The organism is Parabacteroides sp. AF19-14 (genome assembly GCF_003635485.1).
GTDB lineage: Bacteria > Bacteroidota > Bacteroidia > Bacteroidales > Tannerellaceae > Parabacteroides > Parabacteroides distasonis.
In genome coordinates this window covers 17,213-39,027 of record NZ_QTMJ01000033.1, presented here as the reverse complement: position 1 = coordinate 39,027, position 21,815 = coordinate 17,213, and the positions used below count along the sequence as shown (strand labels likewise).

The following is a 21,815-nucleotide window of genomic DNA, read 5'->3' as shown; positions in this document are numbered from 1 at the left end:
TTAGGCAAATTCCGTCTACAGATCCTCAACGAGGGGGCGGAGAGTCTTGAGAAATTCACATCTACAAATATCACCGGTGTCAACATCCAGTATATACCGGGAGAGGACCTGAAGAACATCTTCGCCGGACTGGAGTTCCAGCCGGTGGCCAGTCGCAAGGCTCAGCAAGCCGTGCTTCGTGCGGAGAAGGCCGGGGAGACCTCTGTCGATATCAGCAAGAAGCCCGCTTCCGGAGGGGACGACTCGGAATCGCCTGACGAGATCTAGCGTGTCACTTTTGGCTTACACCCAATCGGTATGTCACTTTTGGCTTGACCCAAAAGTAACCAAAAGGTCAAGGCTGACGCTGACGGGCTACTTCGAGACCTGCGCTCGCTGTCGCATCCCAACTCGCTGCGCTCAAACAGGGATGCTCCGGGTGCTCGCTACGGTCTCTCCGCTTCACGCCCGTCCGCTGAGGCCGTCCAAAGGAAAGCTCCGCTTTCCTCTTATATCGTCCGTGATATCATTATTCATTGTTCATTATTCATTGTTCACTATTAATTATCAATTATCATGAAGAAGTCTGTTTGGAGTACCATTCTCAAAGTGATCATCGCTGTTGCTACCGCCATTGCGGGAGCCTTCGGCCTGCAAGCTTGCCAATTGTTTTAGCAAGCCTCCCCCACCCGTTCCCACTCCCTAAAGAAGACAACCTCCCCCAAAGAGGACACCCTCTACCCAGAAGGACAGTCTTTCTCAAGGGGCCGGCCTCTCCTCAAAGAGCCGGGAACGGCTCTCCCTCCGGCCTTAGCGGGCGGGCGTAAAGTGAGGCGGCCGAAGTGAGCGACAGGAGTGTCCCTGTCTGAGCGAAGCGAGTTGGGACGCGACAGCGAGCGAAGGCCGACGAGTAGCCCGTCCGCGTCAGCCTTGAACTTTTGGTTACTTTTCTTTCAAGAGAAAAGTAACACACAAACTAAAAAAAGAATAAAAATGAAACAATATTGCTTTTACCAGAATTACAGGGAGGTTCGCCTCCTTGTAATTCATTGCAGCGCAACACGCTACGACCGGGATTTTCCCGTGGAAGCGCTTCGAGGCGCACATAAGGATCGTGGGTTCGCTGACATCGGCTATCATTACTATATCACCCGGGATGGCGAGCTGCACCGCTGCCGGCCGGAGAACCAGATCGGGGCACACGCCTCGGGCTGGAACGATCACAGTCTGGGTATTTGCTACGAGGGCGGATTGGATGAGCGAGGACTTCCCGCTGATACCCGCACCTACGCCCAGCGTTGTACCCTGCTCGATCTCTTGCGGCAGCTACGCCGTGATTACCCGTCGGCACGTATCTTAGGACATTATCAACTCAGCACCAACATTCGCAAGGCTTGCCCCTGCTTCGACGCGGAGAAAGAATATCAATTATTTTGAAGACGTATTGTATTGTTTTCCATAAAATGTAACTATATTTGTAGATATATACGCAGTTTGGAAAGTAAGTACTGGCTAAAATCAACTATTAATGGATAAAAAATTCAACGAAATAGAAATTTCCAACTTCAGGGGCTTCGATTCTATAAAAATAGACCGATTGTCTGGATTGAATGTATTTGTTGGCGCTAATAATGTAGGTAAGAGCACTATATTAGAAGCCGTTTTCATGTTGGTAGGTATGGCCAATCCGATAATGCCCATGCGGGTAAATTACTGGAGAACACAGACTAATTCCGATATGGACAGCTTGAAATACCTGTTTCATAATATTGATTTTAACAATCAGCCTCTGTTAAAGGCAAAAACCGGAACTTCTGTACGAAGACTCACTTTCTCTCCCTTTTTTCGAAATACGACCGAAGCCTCTTCCAGTGACATCTCTTTAAAATCAACTGTCAAACAATTGAATTTTGATTTTGATGTGCAGGAAAAAGATGGCTTCTCGTATCATACTGCCTTATTCGTCGGTGTGGACGGAACCCTGCAACAAACGCTAGATGCCACTTATAAGGAGGATTTGAATTGCTTGTTCATTCCTGTGGACAAAAATGACAATAACGCATCCAGTAATTTTGCGACATTGGTAAAAAGGAACAAGAAGCAGGTTGTCATTGATGCTTTGAAAGAGTTTGATCCGGATATAGAATCCATAGAAGCTTTACCGGATGGATTATATCTTGCCATGAAAGGATTGCACGAACTTCTGCCTATCAGCATGGCAGGCGATGGAGTAAGGCGCATGATTAATATCATGGCCACTATCGCCAGCGAGGATTACCACATTGTCATGATTGACGAATTCGACAACGGCCTTCATTATACCACCCACAAACTGATGTGGAGGGTTTTGCTGAAATTCATAGAAAAGCATAATATACAGCTGTTTGTAACTACACATAACTTGGAGTGCCTGCAAAGTCTTGAGGCTGTCATGCAAGATGACGAAAGCCTTCGTGAACTTGCCAATGTTTACAATATCGCAAAGACTAAGCAGGCTGGTTTTCAAGCTTACAGATATTCCTTTGAAGGATTGAAAGAGGCGATTGACAATGAAATAGAAATCAGGCGATGAAAGAACTTTTTAAGATTTTCGTTGAAGGAGACGCCGATAAGCGATTTATTTCACAGCTATTGGAATTTTTATTTAAGACTTCTATCGATCAGGGTAATATTATCAAAACATCCGGTTGGAATTGTCTCGTTTCTCCTAAAACAGAAGAAGTTTATGTGAATCAGATGAACAGAACTTCGGCAGATGGCGGTGTTAACCTTGTAATCTTTGATGCTGATGCTGATTTTGAAGACAGGAAGAAGAAATTAATCTTGTGGAAAGAACGCTGTCATGTGGATTTCGAGTTATTCCTATTTCCAAACAATAAAGATACAGGAGAATTGGAAGATTTGTTAGAAAAGATAATCAATCCAGAAAATCAACCTGTCATGGATTGTTGGACCAGCTATGAGGAAGCATTGAAACAGGTAGTATTGCCTTGGAGAGAAGATACCCCTCTTACACTTCCTGCGAAAAAGACAAAGATATATGCCTATCTGGAGGTATTATTAGGGACCTCTAAAACACAGAAGGAAAAAATAAAGGAACCTAATAGAGAATATAGGAATAAAGACCATTGGGACCTTGATGCGGATACGCTAAATAATTTAGTTGTTTTTTTAAAGGAACATTTATCATAAAAAAGATACGACATGAACTATTACGAACTCAGTTTCACATACACCTCCCCTATCGAGAAAGAGATTATCAATGACGTGCTGGCCGCCGAGTTGGGGGAAATCGGTTTTGAGAGCTTTACGGAAAGCGAGAAGGGTTTGCTGGGATATATATCCGAGGCTTTATACGACAAAAAGACATTGGATGATAAACTGGCCGACTTTCCGCTAGAGAATACCCGGATCGATTACACCTCCAAATGGGTAGAAAGCAAGGACTGGAATGAGGAATGGGAGAAGAATTATTTCAAACCCATCCGGATCGGAAACGAGTGCATTATCCGTGCCTCCTTCCACGAGGCGGAGCCCGGCTATACATATAATATAATAATAGACCCGAAAATGGCTTTCGGCACCGGCAATCACGAAACGACTTATTTGATGATAAGCGAGATGCTGAAACTAGACCTAGAAGGCAAGGAGCTACTGGATATGGGATGCGGCACAGCCGTGCTGGCCATCTTGGCCCGGCTGAAAGGGGCGAAACGGGTAGCGGCCATCGACATCGACGAATGGGCTTATAACAACGCCCTAGAGAATATCCGCCTGAATCATACCGAAGACATACAAGTTGCCTTGGGCGGCGCCGAGAAAATCAAGGAATTCGGACTATTCGACATCGTCTTCGCCAATATCAACCGGAACATCCTCCTGAATGACATTTGTCAATATACAAACAGTATGAAACCGGGAAGCATCCTATTTATGAGCGGCTTTTATGTAGAAGATATCCCGGCGATAGAAGCAGAATGTCAGAAGAACGGGCTGAAATTGGATTCTTATAACGAAAGAAATAACTGGGTTGCCGTGAAGGTCTTAAAAGGATAACTTTTTTTAACAGCAAAAGTTAAGACAAGGATAAACCTTAATCCAAATAAATACGTTATCTTAGTGGAAACTTCTAAAAAGAAAAAGTTATGAAAAGCGTAGATTCAAAATTATTACTTGGCCTTGTAGTAGGCGCGGCTGTTGGTGCCGCTGTAGGTTATTTGGCAGCGACAGATAAGAGAGAACAATTACTGGAAGAATTGAACGGTGTTGTCGGAAAAGTAAAAGAAGGTTTTAACTCCGCTCTTGCCAAATATAAAGAAGGAAAGCAAGAAGTAGTACAGGCAACAGAAGAAATCGTAGCTGAATAAGCTTTGTATGGAGAAAGATTCAGGAACAGTCTTCCGTGAGCTGAAAGAAGATGTATCGGCTTATGTGGAGTTAAAACTTGAGCTCCTAAAGTTGAGTACATATGAGAGAACGGGTAAAGTCATAGCCGTTCTCTCATATGGCTTGATATTATTGTTTTTGGCATTCTTCGCCATCTTGTTCATATTCTTGGCCTTGGGCTTCTTCCTAGGGGATTGGCTCGGCTCCTCCGGGTTCGGATTCGGTATCGTGGCGGTCTTGTACCTGCTACTTATCGGCATTATAATAATGAATAGGGACAGGATCAGCACAAAAGTATTAAATGAGGTAATAGCCGCCATGACGGCGAATGACGATAAAAATAACGCGACAAACGATGAACAACCAGCAAACCCCACTGGAGAAACTGATTTCTGACAAAGAACGCATACAGAGACAATGTAAGCGGCAGGAACAGAAATTGAATGAGGATTTCTCTTATATACAGGAGAACGCCGGAAGTTTGTTGTTATCCGGACTATCGTCTCTCCTTTTCCCTAGCAATAAGTCAACGACAAAAACAAACGACAAGAACACAGCTCCCGTAACGGCCGGACAACCCTCCATCGCTTTAGGGATCTCAGACTATTTATCCATAGCGAAAGGCATGATTCCCATCGCTTGGGATCTCGCTCAACCATTTATTATGACGTGGGGAATCAAAAAAGCGAAAAAATGGTTCTCAAATCTCTTATTCAAGAAAAAGAAATAACCTCCAACAATTAATTTATGTTAGAGGGCAGTTTTTTTCTCGCTATATTATAAGGCTCAATACAAAAAACATGACTACATTTGCAGTCGTTAAAGCAAGGATAAAATGAATATCTACTCCTTGCGATGGATAAGAGATAAAAATAAAGACTTATTATTAATAAACCCATAAAAAGTTTTATTACAATGATCAAACTAGGTATTAACGGTTTTGGCCGTATCGGACGTATGGTGTTCCGTGCTGCAGTTGCTAACTTTGGCAACGATATTCAAGTTGTAGGTATCAACGACCTTTTGGATGCTGATTACTTGGCATACATGTTGAAATATGACTCAGTACACGGTCGTTTCGACGGCGAAGTAGCTGTAGAAGACGGCGCTTTGGTTGTAAACGGTAACAAGATCCGTTTAACTGCTGAGATGGATCCTGCTAACTTGAAATGGAACGAGGTTGACGCTGACGTTGTTGTTGAGTCTACTGGTTTCTTCTTGACAGATGAGACAGCTCGCAAGCACATCCAAGCTGGCGCTAAGAAAGTTATCATGTCTGCTCCTTCTAAGGACGCTACTCCTATGTTCGTTTACGGTGTTAACCATACAACTTACGCAGGTCAAGACATTATCTCTAACGCTTCTTGTACTACAAACTGCTTGGCTCCTATCGCTAAGGTTTTGAACGACAAGTTCGGTATCGTTAAAGGTTTGATGACAACAGTTCACGCTGCTACAGCTACTCAGAAGACTGTAGACGGTCCTTCTAAGAAAGACTGGAGAGGTGGTCGTGGTATCCTTGAGAACATCATCCCTTCTTCAACGGGTGCCGCTAAGGCTGTAGGTAAAGTATTACCTGTATTGAACGGCAAATTGACAGGTATGGCTTTCCGTGTACCGACTTCTGATGTTTCTGTTGTTGACTTGACAGTAGTTCTTGAGAAAGAGGCTTCTATGGCTGACATCTGCGCTGCAATGAAGGAAGCTTCTGAAGGCGAATTGAAAGGTGTTCTTGGTTATACTGAAGACGCAGTTGTTTCAACTGACTTCCGTGGCTGTGCTAACACTTCTATCTTCGACGCTAAAGCTGGTATCTCTTTGGATTCTAACTTCGCTAAGATCGTATCTTGGTACGACAACGAGTGGGGTTATTCAAACAAAGTTTGTGAGATGGCTCGCGTTATCGCTGGTAAGTAATTTATTACCACTCTACATAGAAAAGGCTATCCTCTTTGAGGATGGCCTTTTTTTTCGTACGTTTGTATCATGAAATCATATGAACTTATCACGATTCTAGGGCCTACGGCTTCCGGAAAGACGACCTTCGCCGCCGCTCTCGCCGCCCAGTTGGATACGGAGATCATCAGCGCTGATTCCCGGCAGATCTATCGTTCTATGGATATCGGGACGGGTAAGGATTTGGCCGATTACAACGTGAATGGAAAACAAATCCCCTATCACTTGATCGATATCTGCGAGCCCGGCTATAAATATAACGTATTTGAGTATCAGCATGACTTTTTCCGGGTCTATGAGGATATGAAGCGGAGGGGTAAACTCCCGATCTTATGCGGAGGAACCGGGATGTACATAGAGGCCGTACTAAAAGGATATAAGCTATTAGACGTGCCTCAAAATCCTGAGCTAAGGGAATCCTTGAGGAATAAAACCTTGGAGGAACTGGAAACCATCCTCGCCTCTTATAAGATATTACATAATAAAACGGACGTGGACACCGCCCAGCGGGCTATCCGTGCGATCGAGATCGAGGAGTATTATAAGACTCAGGCACCAGACGTAAATGAATATAATCCGATCAACAGCCTGATCATCGGTATCCATATCGACCGGGAATTACGTAGGGAAAAAATATCCAGACGCTTGCGGACCCGGTTAGACGAAGGAATGGTGGATGAGGTTCGTACGATCTTGGCTACGGGTGTTAAACCGGAGGACCTGATCTATTACGGATTGGAATATAAGTTTCTTACTTTATATATTATCGGGGAACTTTCTTTTGAGGAGATGGTCTCGCAACTCGAGATAGCGATCCATCAATTCGCCAAGAGGCAAATGACTTGGTTCCGGGGCATGGAACGCCGGGGTTGCGAGATTCATTGGATAGACGCCACCCTACCGACCGAAGAAAAAATAGCGACAACAATGCGAATTCTAAATAATCAGCTATGATAACAATAAACGATCTAAATAAAAGCGAGAACTTCTTCTTGATGGCAGGTCCTTGCGTAATCGAGGGGGAAGATATGGCGTTACGTATCGCCGAGAAAATAGTGGGTATCACGGAAAGACTGCATATACCCTATGTATTCAAAGGCTCCTATCGGAAAGCGAATCGCTCCCGTCTGGATTCTTTCACGGGCATCGGGGATGAGAAGGCGTTAAAGATCTTACGGAAGGTGGGCGAGACGTTCAATATTCCCACCGTTACCGACATCCATGAGACAACGGAAGCTGCCATGGCCGCCGAATATGTCGATATCCTTCAAATCCCGGCTTTCCTATGCCGCCAAACGGATTTATTGGTAGCGGCGGCCGAGACCGGGAAGATCGTCAATATAAAGAAAGGACAGTTCCTTTCGCCGGGTGCCATGCAATTCGCCGTACAAAAGGTAGTGGACGCGGGAAATGATAATGTCATGATCACTGAGCGGGGAACGACATTCGGCTATACCGACCTTGTTGTCGATTTCCGGGGTATCCCGCAAATGCAAACATTCGGTTTCCCAGTCATTATGGATGTAACCCATTCCTTGCAGCAACCGAACCAAACCTCCGGCGTGACCGGTGGATTGCCCGCCCTTATCGAGACGATAGCGAAAGCCGCTATAGCCGTGGGCACGGATGGCCTATTTATAGAGACCCACCCGGAACCAAGCCAAGCCAAATCCGACGGGGCCAATATGCTAAAACTGGATTTATTGGAAGATCTTTTGACACGTTTGGTACGTCTACGCCAAGCGATCCTATAAAAAATAAGGGGCCCTTACTAAAAAGGCCCCTTTATTTCTTATTTTTACGATCAATAATCTAATTATCCCATCTTGCTGATTTTCTTCAACCGATCTTCATCTATCAACTTAATCTTTCTACCGTCTAAAGCAATGATACGTTCCGCCACAAAGGTGGACAACGTGCGAATAGCATTCGATGTAGTCATATTAGATAGATTTGCCAGATCTTCACGAGCCAAATAGATGCTTAACGTAGCACCGTCTTCTTCCAGCCCGTAACTATCTTTCAGGAATAACAAAGATTCAGCCAATCGCCCACGAATATGTTTTTGCGTAAGGTTAACCGTACGTTCATCCGAGATACCGAGATCAATGGATAATTGTCGGATGAAAAACATAGCCAAATTCGGATTGCTCATTAAAAGGCCCGTAACCACTGTCATAGGAATCATGCAAACCGTAGAAGCCTCGAATGCGGAAGCGTTCGTCAAGTAATCTTCTTGAGCGAAACTAGCCCGGTAACCAAAATACTGCACAGGCTTAATCATTCGGATAATCTGGCTTCTGCCACCTACTCCATCCTTGTAAATCTTCACTTTACCCTTTAACAAGCACATCATGTCCTTTGGTTCGTCGCCCTCGCAATAAATCAACTCGTTACGTTTGAAATGCTGGATCGTCGAATTACTACGGAGGATCTCACGTTCCTTATCAGTCAGAACCCTCCACACCTCTGATAAACTGGCCGATAAATCGACCTCTTCTTTTTGCTGTTTAACCACGACTGCTATATAACATACTTATGAAGCACAAATATACGATTTTTCTTTTGAAAAAATAAAAACTTTTGTACGATTAATTACACCATATTGTAACATTTTACTTTCTTTCACGTCTAAACTGAAATTTATTCATTATGTTTGTCTGGAAAGAATGTAAAATCGTTGAAAAAGTTATATTCGATACTTACCTTGATTTTAATCTCTATAAGTATTTTCGCAAAGAGCACTGATACTTATAGTGATAAGATCCTGTCTTTTGGCAAGGGGAATCGAGAAACGAGAGAACGGGCGGACTCGATCATGCACCTTGTCATCGAAAAAGCGGCCCAATACCAAAATACGGTATCGAAATACGAGGCTGAGATTTATATCAAAGGACGTACAGAAATTTTAAAACAAAATATGTTAATACGTCTCGCCCATCATATCTTTCCTATCGACCGGAAAAATAAGGATATGCTTTTTGAAATGGTCAGTCAATCTAAATTTAACGCCCCGCAGAATTATCTTCATGATCTAAAGGCGGTCAACGGAAACAGCATACCCAACGGGAAAAAGCAACAGGAGGCCTTGGCTTTCTTGAATTTGAACGTATATTCCCCCACCGCTTACGATGATGCCATCTTCATGCCGATAGCCAGCAACGCTTTTAAGTTTTATACGTTCAACTTGGAAGGGCTGGAGACTATCAACGGCTTGACGATTTACAAAATCCGTTTCCTGCCGAAGCAATGGAGCCAGAAATTGGTATGCGGGGATCTATATGTCATCGACCAGTCATGGACGATCGACAAGATCGATATGAACGGTCGTTACTCTTTCGCCGAATTCAACCTAGTCATGAGCTACGGACGGGATTTCAGGCGGTTCATCCTACCCGAGAAGGCAGATCTATTCCTCCGATACAGGGTATTGGGAAACGCGGTGGCAACCACCTACCATTCTTCCTTTAAGTATCAGGAAGTGGAATGGGTGGAGGAGGACAACGAAAGCCATAAGTGGAAATCCTTGGACCTGACCAATTATTACAAACTCTCGTCCGATACGGTTCCTATTATCAGGGATTCCACGTATTGGAATATCCATCGTGACAATCCCTTGAGTCCGGATGAAACCCACTTATATAGTAAAGCCCAAGAGCAGAATATAAGTAAAATCGATACGGCCGATGATCTCCAGAAGTACGTTAAGCTAACGGAGCAGTTGACGAATACGGTCAATATGGATTATAAAACGACCCGTATTAAATATTCCGGCTTTCTAAATCCGTTCCAATTGGGTTATTCCGCCCGTAACGGCATCACTTACAAACAGCGATTCCGTATCAGCAAGACATTCGCCCGTGACAAACAGATTCGTTTCCGTCCGGAGATTGGTTACGTATTCAAGCGCAAGCAGATATTTTTCAAGGTCGGAGGCGATTGGGAATACTCGCCGCAGAAACGGGGAATCTTATCGGTAGAGGTAGGAAACAGTAATGAGAGTTATTCTTCCGAGATCACCCAAAAGATCAATGAGGAATTGAAGGATTCCACCTTCAATTTCGATGATTTAAACCTTGAGTATTTCAAGCATTACTATGCAGAAATAAAAAACTCCATCGAGTTATTCAATGGGTTTCAATTAACAACAGGCATCTCTTACCATCGCCGTATCCCCTCTAAAAAGAAAGTGGCGATTGATCCCGGGGATGATGTAGAGGAAATACTTAGCCAAAATTATAATGACTTTACGCCCACGCTCGGTTTCTCCTATACCCCCCGCCAATATTATCGCATGGACGGATACCGGAAGGAGTATGTCTATTCTTACTATCCCACGATATCAATCGAAATAGCGAGAGGTATCCCCGGAGTCGGGAAAAGCTCAGGAGATTACGGACGTATAGAGGCGGACGTGCATCAAAGCCTTATGCTTGGCCTGTGCAGACGATTGAACTATCATATCAGCGCCGGTCTTTATACACAACAGAAGTCTACCTATTTCGCAGACTTTAGGTATTTCACCCGCAGGAATTTCCCCGATACGTGGGATGATCAGATTGGCGGAGTCTTCAATCTACTGAAAGGCGAGTGGTTCAATGCCTCCGATAAGTATATACAAGCACATTTCATGTATGAAAGCCCTTTTATCTTATTTAAGGTTCTCCGCATCAACTCCACGAAAAAGTTCATGCAAACGGCCTCACGCTATATCCTCTCCGAACGCTTTTATTGGAGCCAGCTATGGACACCGGTCTTGCCTAGCTATACGGAAGTCGGATACGGGATAGGGAACCATATCTTTAATATCGGGATATTCGCCGGATTCGATCGCTGGCATTACCAAAGCATGGGATTCAAGTTTGCCTTCGAGTTATTTCAATGAATGGATAGCGGGCGGGCTACCAATACCCCTTTACAGCTCTTTATCCCCTCGGCGTAATCTCGTAAGGAGGATGCTTGGATGATTACCTTTTTAGCGGAAGAAGAGGCATGGATAAATGTCAGTTGTCCATCCTTCCAATAGGCGATCCCGACATGCGTCACGTCCAGCCCCTTGATAGAAGTAACAAAACAGAGGATATCGCCATTCTTGATTCCGGACGAACATTTCTCGATCTCCTGTTTAGGCACATAATAATGAGGACGTAGGTTTATCTCCTTTTCCTTATCGGCCATCCTTCGAACTCTTTCCGGATGGTTCTTCAGTTGCTTATAGCTATCCGGATGCGTAGAGATAAAAGATAAATCCAAAGGTAGGGAGGCACCACCGATTTCCCTCCCCATATCTTTCACGATTCCTTTTCGCTCATTCTCATAGAACCAGTCCGTCATATAATGCAAACGATCTGTGTAATCCCCTATCGTACCCTCTCTGTACCGGAGCCGTTGTAGATTCTCACAGAAGTTCTCAAAGGTAGTTTTTTCCTCTCGCAGGGTACGGGATAAAGCCAATACGGTCTCCGCGAATGTGGTGCAATCCAATTCCCGCAGATTGACCACCAAGCCCTCCGGCTCCTTTTCCAAGGTAGAGGCGACATAAGGAGTCCCCCGGAAGAAAAGGGCGGTATGGATCATTAGCTCGTCTAGGGGTAACGACTTCTTAGGTTCCATCTGAGTACAATACCGATCGAAAATAGCACGATCCTCATCCGTACAATACAACTTACGGGATGTATGCTCTTGGGCGTTCACTAAAAACACCATACATACACACATCCAAAAACCGAGCAGTAGCATTCCCCTTCTCATAAGCTAATCCTTTTTCGTTTTCAGTAAATCCTCCAATTTCACCAGCTCGTCACGGAATTGGGCAGCCTCGATGAAATCCAGTTTCTTCGCCGCCTCTGTCATCTGTTTGCGAGTCCGCTCGATCGCCTTCTCAAGCTGCGTACGGTTCATGTATTGCACGACCGGGTCCGCTACCAAGCTTGGTTCCGGCTCTATATAAGCGTAAGGCTCCGCCGTTTGTTGTTTCTCGGCAAGCATGGATACACTGTTTTTCATGACTTGCTTCGGAGTAATGCCATGCGCCTCGTTATAAGCCATCTGTTTCTCCCGCCGGCGATTGGTCTCGTCCATGGTCTGTCGCATACTCGCCGTGATCTTATCGGCATAGAAGATAACCTTTCCGTTCACGTTTCGGGCGGCACGCCCGGCTGTCTGTGTCAAGGATCGGTGGGAACGCAAAAAGCCTTCCTTAGCCGCATCCAAGATAGCGACCAACGAGACTTCCGGTAAGTCCAGCCCCTCGCGTAGCAGGTTGACACCGATCAGCACGTCAAACAGGCCATTCCGCAGGTCGTCCATAATCTGTACCCGCTCCAAGGTATCTACATCGCTATGTATATAGTTACATCGTACCCCCATGCGGGTCATATAAGTAGTCAGTTCCTCCGCCATACGCTTGGTCAAGGTAGTCACCAAGACCCGCTCGTTTTTCGCCGAGCGTTGCGTGATCTCCTCCATCAAGTCATCGATTTGGTTTAATGAAGGGCGGACATCGATAATCGGGTCTAGCAGGCCTGTCGGACGTATCACCTGCTCCACCACCACTCCCTCGCTCTTTATCAACTCGTAATCGGCGGGAGTAGCGCTCACATAAATGCCTAGAGGCGTCAACGACTCGAACTCATCGAAGGTAAGCGGACGGTTATCCATCGCCGAGGGCAAACGGAAACCATACTCCACCAAGTTTTTCTTCCGGGCATAATCCCCGCCATACATCGCACGAATCTGCGGGATCGTCACATGGCTCTCGTCTACGACAAGCATGAAGTCTTTCGGGAAATAGTCCAACAAGCAGAAAGGACGATCTCCCGCCGCACGTCCGTCAAAATAGCGGGAATAGTTCTCGATACCCGAGCAATGCCCTAGCTCCCGGATCATTTCCAGATCAAAAGTGACACGTTCATACAGGCGTTTCGCCTCAAAGGGCTTACCGATCTCCTTCAAGAGATTCACCTGCGTACCCAAATCCACATCGATCTGGCCAATCGCCATATTGATACGATCTTGGGTGGTCACGAATAAATTAGTAGGATAAATATTCAACTCATCCTGCTCATCATACTCCTCGCCTGTCAACGGATTGAAAGAGGAGATGCGGTCTATCTCATCATCCCAGAACTCAATACGGTACGCCATGCCGTCGAAGGTCTCGATCGCCGGGAAGATATCCACCGTATCGCCATTCACACGGAAACAGCCGCTTTTGAACTCCAGCTTATTATTCACGTACAGGGCGTCTACAAACCGGCGCAACAACTTATCCCGGTCGATACGCATACCCCGTTCCAGATGCGTCACTTTCTCGGCGAAAGCCGTAGGATCCGCCATACCATACAAGCAGGATACGGATGAGACCACGATCACGTCCTTACGACCCGACAATAAGGAAGCCGTAGCCCTCAAACGCAGCTTATCGATCTCCTCATTGATCGCCAAGTCTTTCTCTATATAGGTATCGGTAGAAGGTAGATAGGCCTCCGGTTGGTAATAATCATAATAAGAGACAAAGTACTCTACCGCGTTATTGGGGAAAAACGCTTTAAACTCACTGTACAACTGAGCGGCAAGCGTCTTATTATGACTGAGTATCAAGGTTGGTCTCTGAACTTCCTTTATCACGTTAGCGATCGTAAACGTCTTACCGGAACCGGTAACACCCAAAAGAGTTTGGAAAGGGACACCACTCTTGATCCCTTCCGACAACGCCGCAATCGCCTCGGGTTGGTCACCCGTGGGACTGAACGAAGACGATATTTCAAAATTCATCCTTTACCCGATCTGTTGTTTAGGCATTACCAACCACAAGATAACGTATAACAGTCCGCCGAATCCAGCGAAGAAAACCATCAATACCCACACGATCCGTACGATCGTCGGATCGATATCCAAGTATTCCGCAAGACCGGCACAAACGCCACCTATCATCTTATTATTCGAACGAGTCAATCTTTTCTTCTCTTCCATATCTTATTATATCTTTATCAATATACAAAACTAATGAATCTCACTCATATTTACAAGTTGAACCAATAATTCATTTTGATCATGAACGTATTTGTAGCGGGGAGTCCCCACATACGATCCAGATTACTTCCCCAGCCGGAGGAATACCAGTTGTCCCGGTTGGACATCCGGTGTTCCCATACGAAATAAAGCGTGGAGCCGGGCAAGTATTCCCAGCGGGCTACCAAGTTGGAACGAAACTCGTTAAACCTAAAATCCGGGTTCCTGAAAGGCATCTGCCCAGCTCCCTCCCCGATGGTATAGACTCCATCCGCATAAGTCAAATGATCCGGATCAATACGTTGGAAACGGTTCTCAAAGGTATGCGACTTCGTATCCGCCGCTAATTTAAAATCATCGTATTTAGCAATGGAGGTGAACGGGGCGCCATAGAATTGAATGGAAATATCGGGGGTCACGTTCACTTGTAATTTCAGCGTGAGGCCATAGGTCTTCTGATCCATGTGGCCCATGACATAATAATAAGGGGTCAAGCTACTCGAGCTAAGCGGACTCGTCGTAGCCACATATTGCATCTCATCCGTATTCCACGCATAATCCAGTTGCCCGGACAAATAGACATGGTTTCCCAAGCGGAAGGTCAAGCTCGGAGAGATCGTATTGAAGCGATTTCCTTCGAAATTATGATCGCCCTCGTATTTGAGCATGAACATCATTCGTTTCGCCTTATCGGTATTGAACTTAGCGGAAGTTAAGAAATAAGAACCGAAGCGAACATCCGGTCCCCCTCGCAGCAAGCGGCTATCCAGCCAATTCCAAGCGAAGGTTTCCTTGACATCCCATTCATACCGGTTCATCGTCATACTTTGCCAACGCAAGGAAGCGTTGTTGCTAAAAGGAGTACCGCCGTAATTCCACATATTCTTTTGGGACAGGGTAAAGGCGTTGTACCGGAATATCTTCCAGATATCGGTCTGCCGATACATGATCTCCGTCTCATTCATCAGATAATCTGTCTCCTTCATATATCCCATATCATTCAAGTCGAAACCGGGTGACGACCAAGTAAAGGTCTCCGAGAAGTTCCATTTGGCGTTTCCTTTCCGTCCCACTTTCACATAACCACCCGTTCCGGTCAGGGAGCGACGGGTAGGATCCACCCCCAGATAATCGGCGGAGGAAGCCCTTTGATAATAATGCGCCACGCTATTCTGCAAGGCCGTGATCGCTCCGGCGCTACCATGCAAGGAACTCAACATTCCCTTTACATCTATATAATAAAGGCGATTCTTGAAATACTGGGTAAAATCAATACCCGCCGTGAAAGCGTTACGCACCATAAAATCTTCCAGATAAGGCTGATCCAAGGCACGGTTTACCGAAGTCACCATACCGCCCAGCAAGGTATTCCCCTTCCAGTTCTTTTGCACACGGGCCACGGTATAGTTTGTCAAAGGCTCCACGACTTCCACATCCTCCACCCCATTACGGGTAACCTTGGAGGAGGAACGTGCCGTTACACTCTCGATCACTCCGATCGTCAAGCCCCGTTTATTCGTACCCGTCAGTTTCAAAGCACCAATAATCGGCACATTCTCTTTCGTCTCGGCATAACTACCTACGTTGTCTATACCCCGTGGCGTATAAGAGGGAGAGGCGCCGATCCTACGGGTATAAAACATCATATCGCTACCGTTCGCAAAATCCAAGATATGTTTTCCTTCCAAGAAGAAGGGGCGTTTCTCATCGTAAAACGTCTCGTAAGCCGTAAGGTTCATTACGGAGGGGTCCAACTCCACTTGTCCGTAATCCGGATTGATCGTCATATCCAACGTATAATCCGAGAGGGCGAACTTAGCGTCCAAGCCCACGTTTCCTCCCCAGCTATGCCCTTTTTGATAAGGGCTGCCGTCTATCCGGGGTTCCTGCCTGTATTTACCCATTACATACGGCAAGAACTCGATGCCGCGAGGCTTGGGAACAGAGTCCATGCCGCTCATGTTACCGAACGAAAAGACATGTCCGTTATTCTTCAAGGGAATCATGCTCCAATTTTGCACCTCGTTATTCCTACGGATGATACGGCGTACGTGCAAGCCCCAAACGCCATCCTCCGATCGCTGGTTATAACGCAACTGGCTGAACGGGATACGCAGCTCGGCGGTCCAACTGGAATCCGCCCGATCAATATGCGTCCGGCCCTCCCAAACGGCGTTCCAGCTCTTATTGACATCCAACTTGTCGGTAACGATTAAATCGGTCTTATTCCCTCCCAGATTGATATTAAATTCCGGCGCCGCCCGATAATCATGGTAGGTATCGAAAGCGACACTGATCAAATCGCCCAGACTATTATCATCCCGGTTCCCGATAAAACGGTTCATCTTATCCGGCACGGCGTCCTTACAATACACGCCTATATAGATATATTTATCATCATAGAAAAGTTTCACCCGGGTCGGAGATTGGGTGATCGCCCGCTCATAGGGGATAATCTGTACGAAACGATCCGACCATTCGCCTTGCTTCGTCCAAAAGTCCTCATCCAGCTTACCGTCGATCGTAGGTTTCACTCCCGATACTTTCCGAATATTATAGGTACGCTTATAAGCTTTCTCAAAAGGGACGATCGAATCTTGCTGGGCTTCGCACAACAACGAGATTCCTAAAAACACGAGTAGAGTCAGATATTTCATAATGGTCTAGACTATAAGATAACAATAAGCCTCAAAGATAAGCACTTCTTTTCAGAAAAGAGCACATCTTCCTTTGATTTATCGTAACGAAGCCGAAGGCATACGATATCAAGTACTCACTGCACCCCGTTTTGCAGTATTACCGCGACGCACGTGCAGCGCTACTGCAACCCACGTGCAGTAACACTGCAATGCGGGTTGCAGTACAATAACAATAGCGTCACGATAAAACTCAACAACCGCCTCCCAACGCCCGGTACAGCAATATCTTCTTCCGGCATAAATCGGTGACGATATCGATATGCTCCAGCTCGCTATCCAGATAACGCTCCTCGGCGGAAAGAACCTCCAAGAAACCGGTATAGCTTAATTGGAACATCTCGCCGGCATTCACCACGGAACGTTGGTGGGCAAGGGATTCTTTCTCTTTCAAGCGGATACGCTCCGTTTGGGTCTGGCTGGCGCAATAGAGATCGAGCACCTCGGTGTAAGCGTTCAAAGCGGTCTCGTGGTATTGGGATAAAGCGATACGCTGGGAAGCCTTCGCCTCGTTCCACATCGAACGGATCTCATTGCGACGGAAGATAGGAGCCGTGATACCCGCCGCCAAGTCGTACACCAAAGAGGCCGGCGAATGAAACCACTTACCCACATCAAACGCATTGAAACCGCCACTGGCGCCAAGCACCAACGAGGGATAGAAAGCTGCCTTCGCCGCTATCACATCCGCCTTGGAGGCGATCAGCCCCATCTCGGCGGAACGTACATCCGGACGCAATGTCAAGAGGTTTGCCGGAATCCCTTCCGACAAGGGAACCGGCAACTTACGCAACTCATCGAATCCCATCCGGCGAATCTCGAAGGGGAAAACACCCAACAGGCAAGCGATCGCCCGCTCCTTCTCACCGATCAACTGATCGTTTTCCAGCAATTTACTCTCGATCGACAACACACGGGCATAAAACTGATCGACCGCCAACTGCGTCTCCGCCCCTTCCTTCTTCAACTGGCGGGTCAGCTCATGGGAACGACGGGCACTGGCCAGCGCGTTCCGCAACACCTCCTTACGCCGGTCCAAGCCGATCAACTCATAATATTGAATCGCCAAATCGGAGATCAACATCGACTGGGCAAAACGGGTAGCCTCCACGGAAGCCATCCAGCGAGCGGCGGCGGCCTGCTTCTTCCGGGTCAGTTTGCCCCAGATATCCGCTTCCCATTGAAAGCTCAAGCTCAAACCGAAATCCCGGTAAGGGTCTGGTATATGCTTATCCTTTGGCAAAGAAGGCACGTTTGTCTCGCTATTCCCCACACCATCCATCGTATATTCACCGAAACGGTTCACGGAGGCTCCGATGTTCAAATTCACGTCCGGCAGCAAAAGCCCTTTCGCCCGTTGCAAGGCCGCACGGCTCATGGCGATGCGCTCCATGCTCTGCTGGAAGGAATGGTTATTGCGTAAAGCCACATCCACATAGCCTCGCAATAAGGTATCTTGGAAAAAGACATCCCACGACAGCGGTTTCACGAACGTAGTGTCGTTCATTCCCACCTCGCCGGATTCCGGAAGCGAGATCCGCTCGTCCATCGATAGCTCGGGAGTCTTACAACCGGCCAAAGCAATCAGAGCCAAGGCGCAGCCTATCATTATATATCTCATCTTATCAATACACATACTCGTCTTCTTTAATTTGCTCTTTCTCTTTTCTCTTTTTAAAATAAGTAGCCAGCGACTCGAAGATCACGTAAAGCCCCGGGATCAAGAAGATACCGACAAACGTACCGATCAACATACCTCCGGCCGCCGCCGTACCGATCGAACGATTACCCAAGGCACCGGCTCCCGAGGCGATCGTCAACGGGATCAAGCCACTAATAAAAGCGAAGGAGGTCATCAAGATCGGGCGTAAACGACTGGTAGCCCCTTGAATAGCGGCTCCCATCACGCTGATACCTTCCTTACGGCACTGGTTCGCCACCTCGATAATCAAGATCGCGTTCTTTCCCAGCAAACCAATCAACATCACCAACGCCACCTGCGCATAGATGTTATTCTCCAGACCTACCACGTACAGCAAGAAGAACGAGCCGAACACACCCGCCGGAAGCGACAGGATGACCGGAAGCGGAAGCAATAAGCTCTCGTATTGGGCGGCAAGCAACAGATAGACGAATGCCAAACAAATAGCGAAAATTACCAACGTTTGCCCACCGGACTCTTTCTCCTCCTTCGCCACACCGGACCATTCGGTATCATAACCACGGGGCAATACCTCGGAAGCGATCTCCTCGACAGCCGCCAAAGCCTCACCCGAGCTGACACCCGGGGCGGCCTCGCCGGTAATCATGGCCGAGGTAAACAGGTTGTAACGGGTAATCTGGCTCGGGCCATACACACGCTCCATCGTCATGAAGTTAGAGTAAGGCACCATATTCCCCTCCTTATTCTTAGCATACAGGCTGAACAAATCCTCCGGATTCATACGATACTCCGGCGCCGCTTGCAACATGACTTTGTACATCTGGCCGAAACGGACGAAGTTGGAGGAATAGAAACTACCTACATAGGATTGCAAGGTTTCCATGGACTCGTTCACGTTGATGCCCAACTTAGCCGCCTTCGCCAAATCCACCCGGAGCAGATATTGCGGGAAATTCGGGTTGAAGCCGGAAGTGACACCGGTCAGGCGAGGATCAGCGTTCAGCTTCGCCACGAAGTTCTTGGCAACCTCATCCAGCTCGGCGAACGTACCGGCGGTCTTATCTTGCAAACGAAGCTCGAAGCCACTCGCGTTACCGAATCCCGGAACCGTAGGCGGCAGGAAGAACTGGATGTCCGCATCCTTGATATGGGCGACACGATCGGCATACACACTCATCAACTCCGCCGCCGTCTGCTCCCGTTGATCCCAAGGGGTCAGGTTAATCATACCCATACCGAAGCTGGCACCCTCCGTCTCGGTCATCAAGCTATAGCCGGCCAAGGTAGAGATCGTCTCCACCTCTTCCAACGGCAACAAAGCCGCTTGCACCTTGTTCAAGGCAGCTTCCGAACGCTCCAAGGTAGCTCCGGGAGGTGCGTCTACGTTCACATAGATCATACCTTGGTCCTCGTTCGGGATAAAGCCGGAAGGCAACACGAACGTCATGCCCCACGTGGCCAGACAGAAAAGGATCAAGGTCGCATACGTCAGCATCCGACGGTTCAAGAACCATCTTAAATTCAAGCGGTAACGACGCTCCAAGAAATCATAACGGCTATTGAACCCATCAAAGAAACGAGCCAGCAGATTTTTCTTTTGCTTCTTCGAGTGAGATACCGGCTTCAGTAACAAGGCGCAAAGAGCCGGAGACAACGTCAAGGCGTTCACGCCGGAGATCACGATCGCCACGGCAAGCGTCAACGAGAACTGGCGATAGAAGATACCCACCGTACCATCCATGAAACCGACCGGGATAAACACGGCGGACATCACCAGCGTAATAGCGATAATCGCCCCTCCGATCTCACCGATCGCCTTTTTCGTCGCCTTCAACGGGGGCAGCTTCTCATTGTGCATCTTCACGTGGACCGCCTCTACCACCACAATCGCGTTATCCACCACGATACCGATAGCGAGCACCAAGGCAAACAAAGTCAGCATATTGATCGAGAAACCCAGCATCTGCATAAAGAAGAACGTACCGATCAACGATACCGGAACGGCGATAGCGGGTATCAACGTAGACCGGAAATCCTGCAAGAAAAGATACACCACGATAAATACCAAGATAAACGCCTCCAGCAAGGTCTTGAGCACGACCGATATGGAAGCGTCCAAGAAACGGGATACGTCGTACGAGATATTATATTCCATACCCGGGGCAAACGTCGTTTCCTTCAATTCCTCCATCTTCGCCTTGATCTGCTGGATCACCTCACGGGCGTTCGAGCCCGGACGCTGCTTGATCATGATAGAGGCCGAGGGCTTTCCGTCCGTCATGGAGATCATATTATAATCCTCGGAATCAAACTCGATCGTAGCCACGTCTTTCAAGCGAAGCACGGAACCGTCCGGCAGGGCTTTCAAGACGATCTCGCCATATTCCTCCGGCGTGCTGAACTTACCGCTATATTGCAAGACGTATTGCAATTGCTGCGGGATCTTGTCGGAGCTGATACCCGTCTTACCCGGCGCCGCCTCGATATTCTGCGAGCGGATCGCCTCCGTAACCTCTTGCGGCGACATATTATAAGCTGCCAATCGGTTTGGGTTCAGCCATACACGCATCGCATAGTCGCGGCTACCCATGATCTCCACGAATCCCACGCCGTCGATGCGCTTCAACTCACGCAAGATATTGATATCGGCGAAATTATATACGAATTTCTCCGTATGGGTACTATCCGAGCTCATGATGTTCAGGTACATCAACATACTGTTCACCTCCTTCTCCGTGATCACGCCGGCACGGATCACCTCTTCCGGAAGCTCATCCAGCACGGTGGTCACACGGTTCTGCACATTCACGGAAGCTACGTCCGGGTCGGTACCGACCTTGAAATAGATCGTAGTCAAGGACATACCGTCGTTCGTACAAACAGAGGTCATATAGGTCATTCCGGGCACGCCGTTGATGGCACGCTCCAGCGGGGTCGCCACCGTTTTCGCCATCACGTCGGCGTTCGCTCCGGTATAACGGGCGGTAACGGTAACGGATGGGGGCACGATATCCGGAAATTGGGTGATCGGCAAGGAGTTGATCGCCAGCAATCCCAAGAAGACAATTACCACCGAGATCACGCCCGATAAGATAGGGCGTCTGATAAATATTTCAAACATA

20 protein-coding genes and 1 pseudogene are annotated in these 21,815 nt (G+C 47.3%); 14 read left to right on the top strand and 7 right to left on the bottom strand.

Features of this window, described 5'->3' with window-relative positions:
- The 13 genes and pseudogenes from DWX33_RS21180 to kdsA form a co-directional block, all read left to right on the top strand.
- A pseudogene (locus DWX33_RS21180) lies at nt 1-267 on the top strand (DNA-binding protein); the annotation flags it as partial.
- A gap of 10 nt (nt 268-277) precedes the next feature.
- Nucleotides 278-559 (top strand): hypothetical protein, encoded by a 282-nt coding sequence (locus DWX33_RS23205; RefSeq protein WP_122381002.1) that lies wholly within the window; start codon nt 278-280, stop codon nt 557-559.
- Nucleotides 556-654, top strand: coding sequence for a smalltalk protein (locus DWX33_RS22445; RefSeq protein WP_005861849.1), 99 nt, complete (start codon nt 556-558; stop codon nt 652-654). Before DWX33_RS23205 ends, DWX33_RS22445 begins: the two co-directional genes overlap by 4 nt.
- A 318-nt stretch (nt 655-972) precedes the next feature.
- Complete coding sequence (locus DWX33_RS21165) at nt 973-1,416, top strand: N-acetylmuramoyl-L-alanine amidase (protein WP_122144289.1); 444 nt, start codon at nt 973-975, stop codon at nt 1,414-1,416.
- Between the two features lie 91 nt (nt 1,417-1,507).
- Nucleotides 1,508-2,551 (top strand): ATP/GTP-binding protein, encoded by a 1,044-nt coding sequence (locus DWX33_RS21160; RefSeq protein WP_036617436.1) that lies wholly within the window; start codon nt 1,508-1,510, stop codon nt 2,549-2,551.
- Nucleotides 2,548-3,171: a DUF3226 domain-containing protein gene (locus DWX33_RS21155; protein WP_005861843.1), complete on the top strand. Its 624-nt coding sequence runs from the start codon at nt 2,548-2,550 to the stop codon at nt 3,169-3,171. The genes DWX33_RS21160 and DWX33_RS21155 overlap by 4 nt, the downstream gene beginning before the upstream one ends.
- Nucleotides 3,172-3,183: 12 nt before the next feature.
- Entirely contained in the window at nt 3,184-4,035 is an 852-nt protein-coding gene (gene prmA / locus DWX33_RS21150; protein ID WP_005861841.1) for a 50S ribosomal protein L11 methyltransferase, read from the top strand.
- A gap of 89 nt (nt 4,036-4,124) precedes the next feature.
- The gene (locus tag DWX33_RS21145; protein ID WP_005861840.1) at nt 4,125-4,346 is read left to right on the top strand and encodes a YtxH domain-containing protein; all 222 of its coding nucleotides are present in this window, start codon (nt 4,125-4,127) and stop codon (nt 4,344-4,346) included.
- A 7-nt stretch (nt 4,347-4,353) separates the two neighbouring features.
- Nucleotides 4,354-4,761 (top strand): phage holin family protein, encoded by a 408-nt coding sequence (locus tag DWX33_RS21140; RefSeq protein ID WP_005861838.1) that lies wholly within the window; start codon nt 4,354-4,356, stop codon nt 4,759-4,761.
- A complete protein-coding gene (locus DWX33_RS21135) occupies nt 4,721-5,095 on the top strand; it encodes a hypothetical protein (protein WP_005865964.1) in 375 nt (124 codons plus the stop codon). Before DWX33_RS21140 ends, DWX33_RS21135 begins: the two co-directional genes overlap by 41 nt.
- Nucleotides 5,096-5,280: 185 nt before the next feature.
- The gene (gene gap / locus DWX33_RS21130) at nt 5,281-6,282 is read left to right on the top strand and encodes a type I glyceraldehyde-3-phosphate dehydrogenase (protein ID WP_005861834.1); all 1,002 of its coding nucleotides are present in this window, start codon (nt 5,281-5,283) and stop codon (nt 6,280-6,282) included.
- Between the two features lie 69 nt (nt 6,283-6,351).
- Nucleotides 6,352-7,275: a tRNA (adenosine(37)-N6)-dimethylallyltransferase MiaA gene (miaA, locus tag DWX33_RS21125; protein WP_005861832.1), complete on the top strand. Its 924-nt coding sequence runs from the start codon at nt 6,352-6,354 to the stop codon at nt 7,273-7,275.
- Nucleotides 7,272-8,075, top strand: a complete 804-nt coding sequence (gene kdsA, locus DWX33_RS21120; RefSeq protein ID WP_122381001.1) for a 3-deoxy-8-phosphooctulonate synthase — start codon at nt 7,272-7,274, stop codon at nt 8,073-8,075. Before miaA ends, kdsA begins: the two co-directional genes overlap by 4 nt.
- Before the next feature lie 62 nt (nt 8,076-8,137).
- Here the strand turns inward: kdsA and DWX33_RS21115 are convergent, their stop codons facing one another.
- Nucleotides 8,138-8,788 (bottom strand): Crp/Fnr family transcriptional regulator, encoded by a 651-nt coding sequence (locus DWX33_RS21115; protein WP_369799702.1) that lies wholly within the window; start codon nt 8,786-8,788, stop codon nt 8,138-8,140.
- A gap of 213 nt (nt 8,789-9,001) precedes the next feature.
- Here DWX33_RS21115 and DWX33_RS21110 point away from each other — a divergent pair, with 213 nt between their 5' ends.
- Nucleotides 9,002-11,206: a DUF5686 family protein gene (locus DWX33_RS21110; protein ID WP_122381000.1), complete on the top strand. Its 2,205-nt coding sequence runs from the start codon at nt 9,002-9,004 to the stop codon at nt 11,204-11,206.
- Here the strand turns inward: DWX33_RS21110 and DWX33_RS21105 are convergent.
- The 6 genes from DWX33_RS21105 to DWX33_RS21080 form a co-directional block, all read right to left on the bottom strand.
- Entirely contained in the window at nt 11,200-12,072 is an 873-nt protein-coding gene (locus DWX33_RS21105) for an N-acetylmuramoyl-L-alanine amidase-like domain-containing protein (protein WP_122380999.1), read from the bottom strand. The genes DWX33_RS21110 and DWX33_RS21105 overlap by 7 nt on opposite strands.
- A gap of 3 nt (nt 12,073-12,075) precedes the next feature.
- The gene (gene uvrB, locus DWX33_RS21100; RefSeq protein WP_122380998.1) at nt 12,076-14,097 is read right to left on the bottom strand and encodes an excinuclease ABC subunit UvrB; all 2,022 of its coding nucleotides are present in this window, start codon (nt 14,095-14,097) and stop codon (nt 12,076-12,078) included.
- Between the two features lie 3 nt (nt 14,098-14,100).
- Nucleotides 14,101-14,295: a PspC domain-containing protein gene (locus DWX33_RS21095; RefSeq protein ID WP_008774065.1), complete on the bottom strand. Its 195-nt coding sequence runs from the start codon at nt 14,293-14,295 to the stop codon at nt 14,101-14,103.
- A 50-nt stretch (nt 14,296-14,345) separates the two neighbouring features.
- Nucleotides 14,346-16,991, bottom strand: coding sequence for a DUF5916 domain-containing protein (locus DWX33_RS21090; protein WP_122380997.1), 2,646 nt, complete (start codon nt 16,989-16,991; stop codon nt 14,346-14,348).
- Nucleotides 16,992-17,223: 232 nt separating this feature from the next.
- Nucleotides 17,224-18,666 carry an efflux transporter outer membrane subunit gene (locus tag DWX33_RS21085; protein WP_121961645.1) on the bottom strand — a complete coding sequence of 481 codons (1,443 nt, stop codon included), beginning with the start codon at nt 18,664-18,666 and terminating at the stop codon, nt 17,224-17,226.
- A complete protein-coding gene (locus DWX33_RS21080; protein WP_121772730.1) occupies nt 18,656-21,814 on the bottom strand; it encodes an efflux RND transporter permease subunit in 3,159 nt (1,052 codons plus the stop codon). Before DWX33_RS21080 ends, DWX33_RS21085 begins: the two co-directional genes overlap by 11 nt.
- Nucleotide 21,815 lies beyond the last annotated feature (1 nt).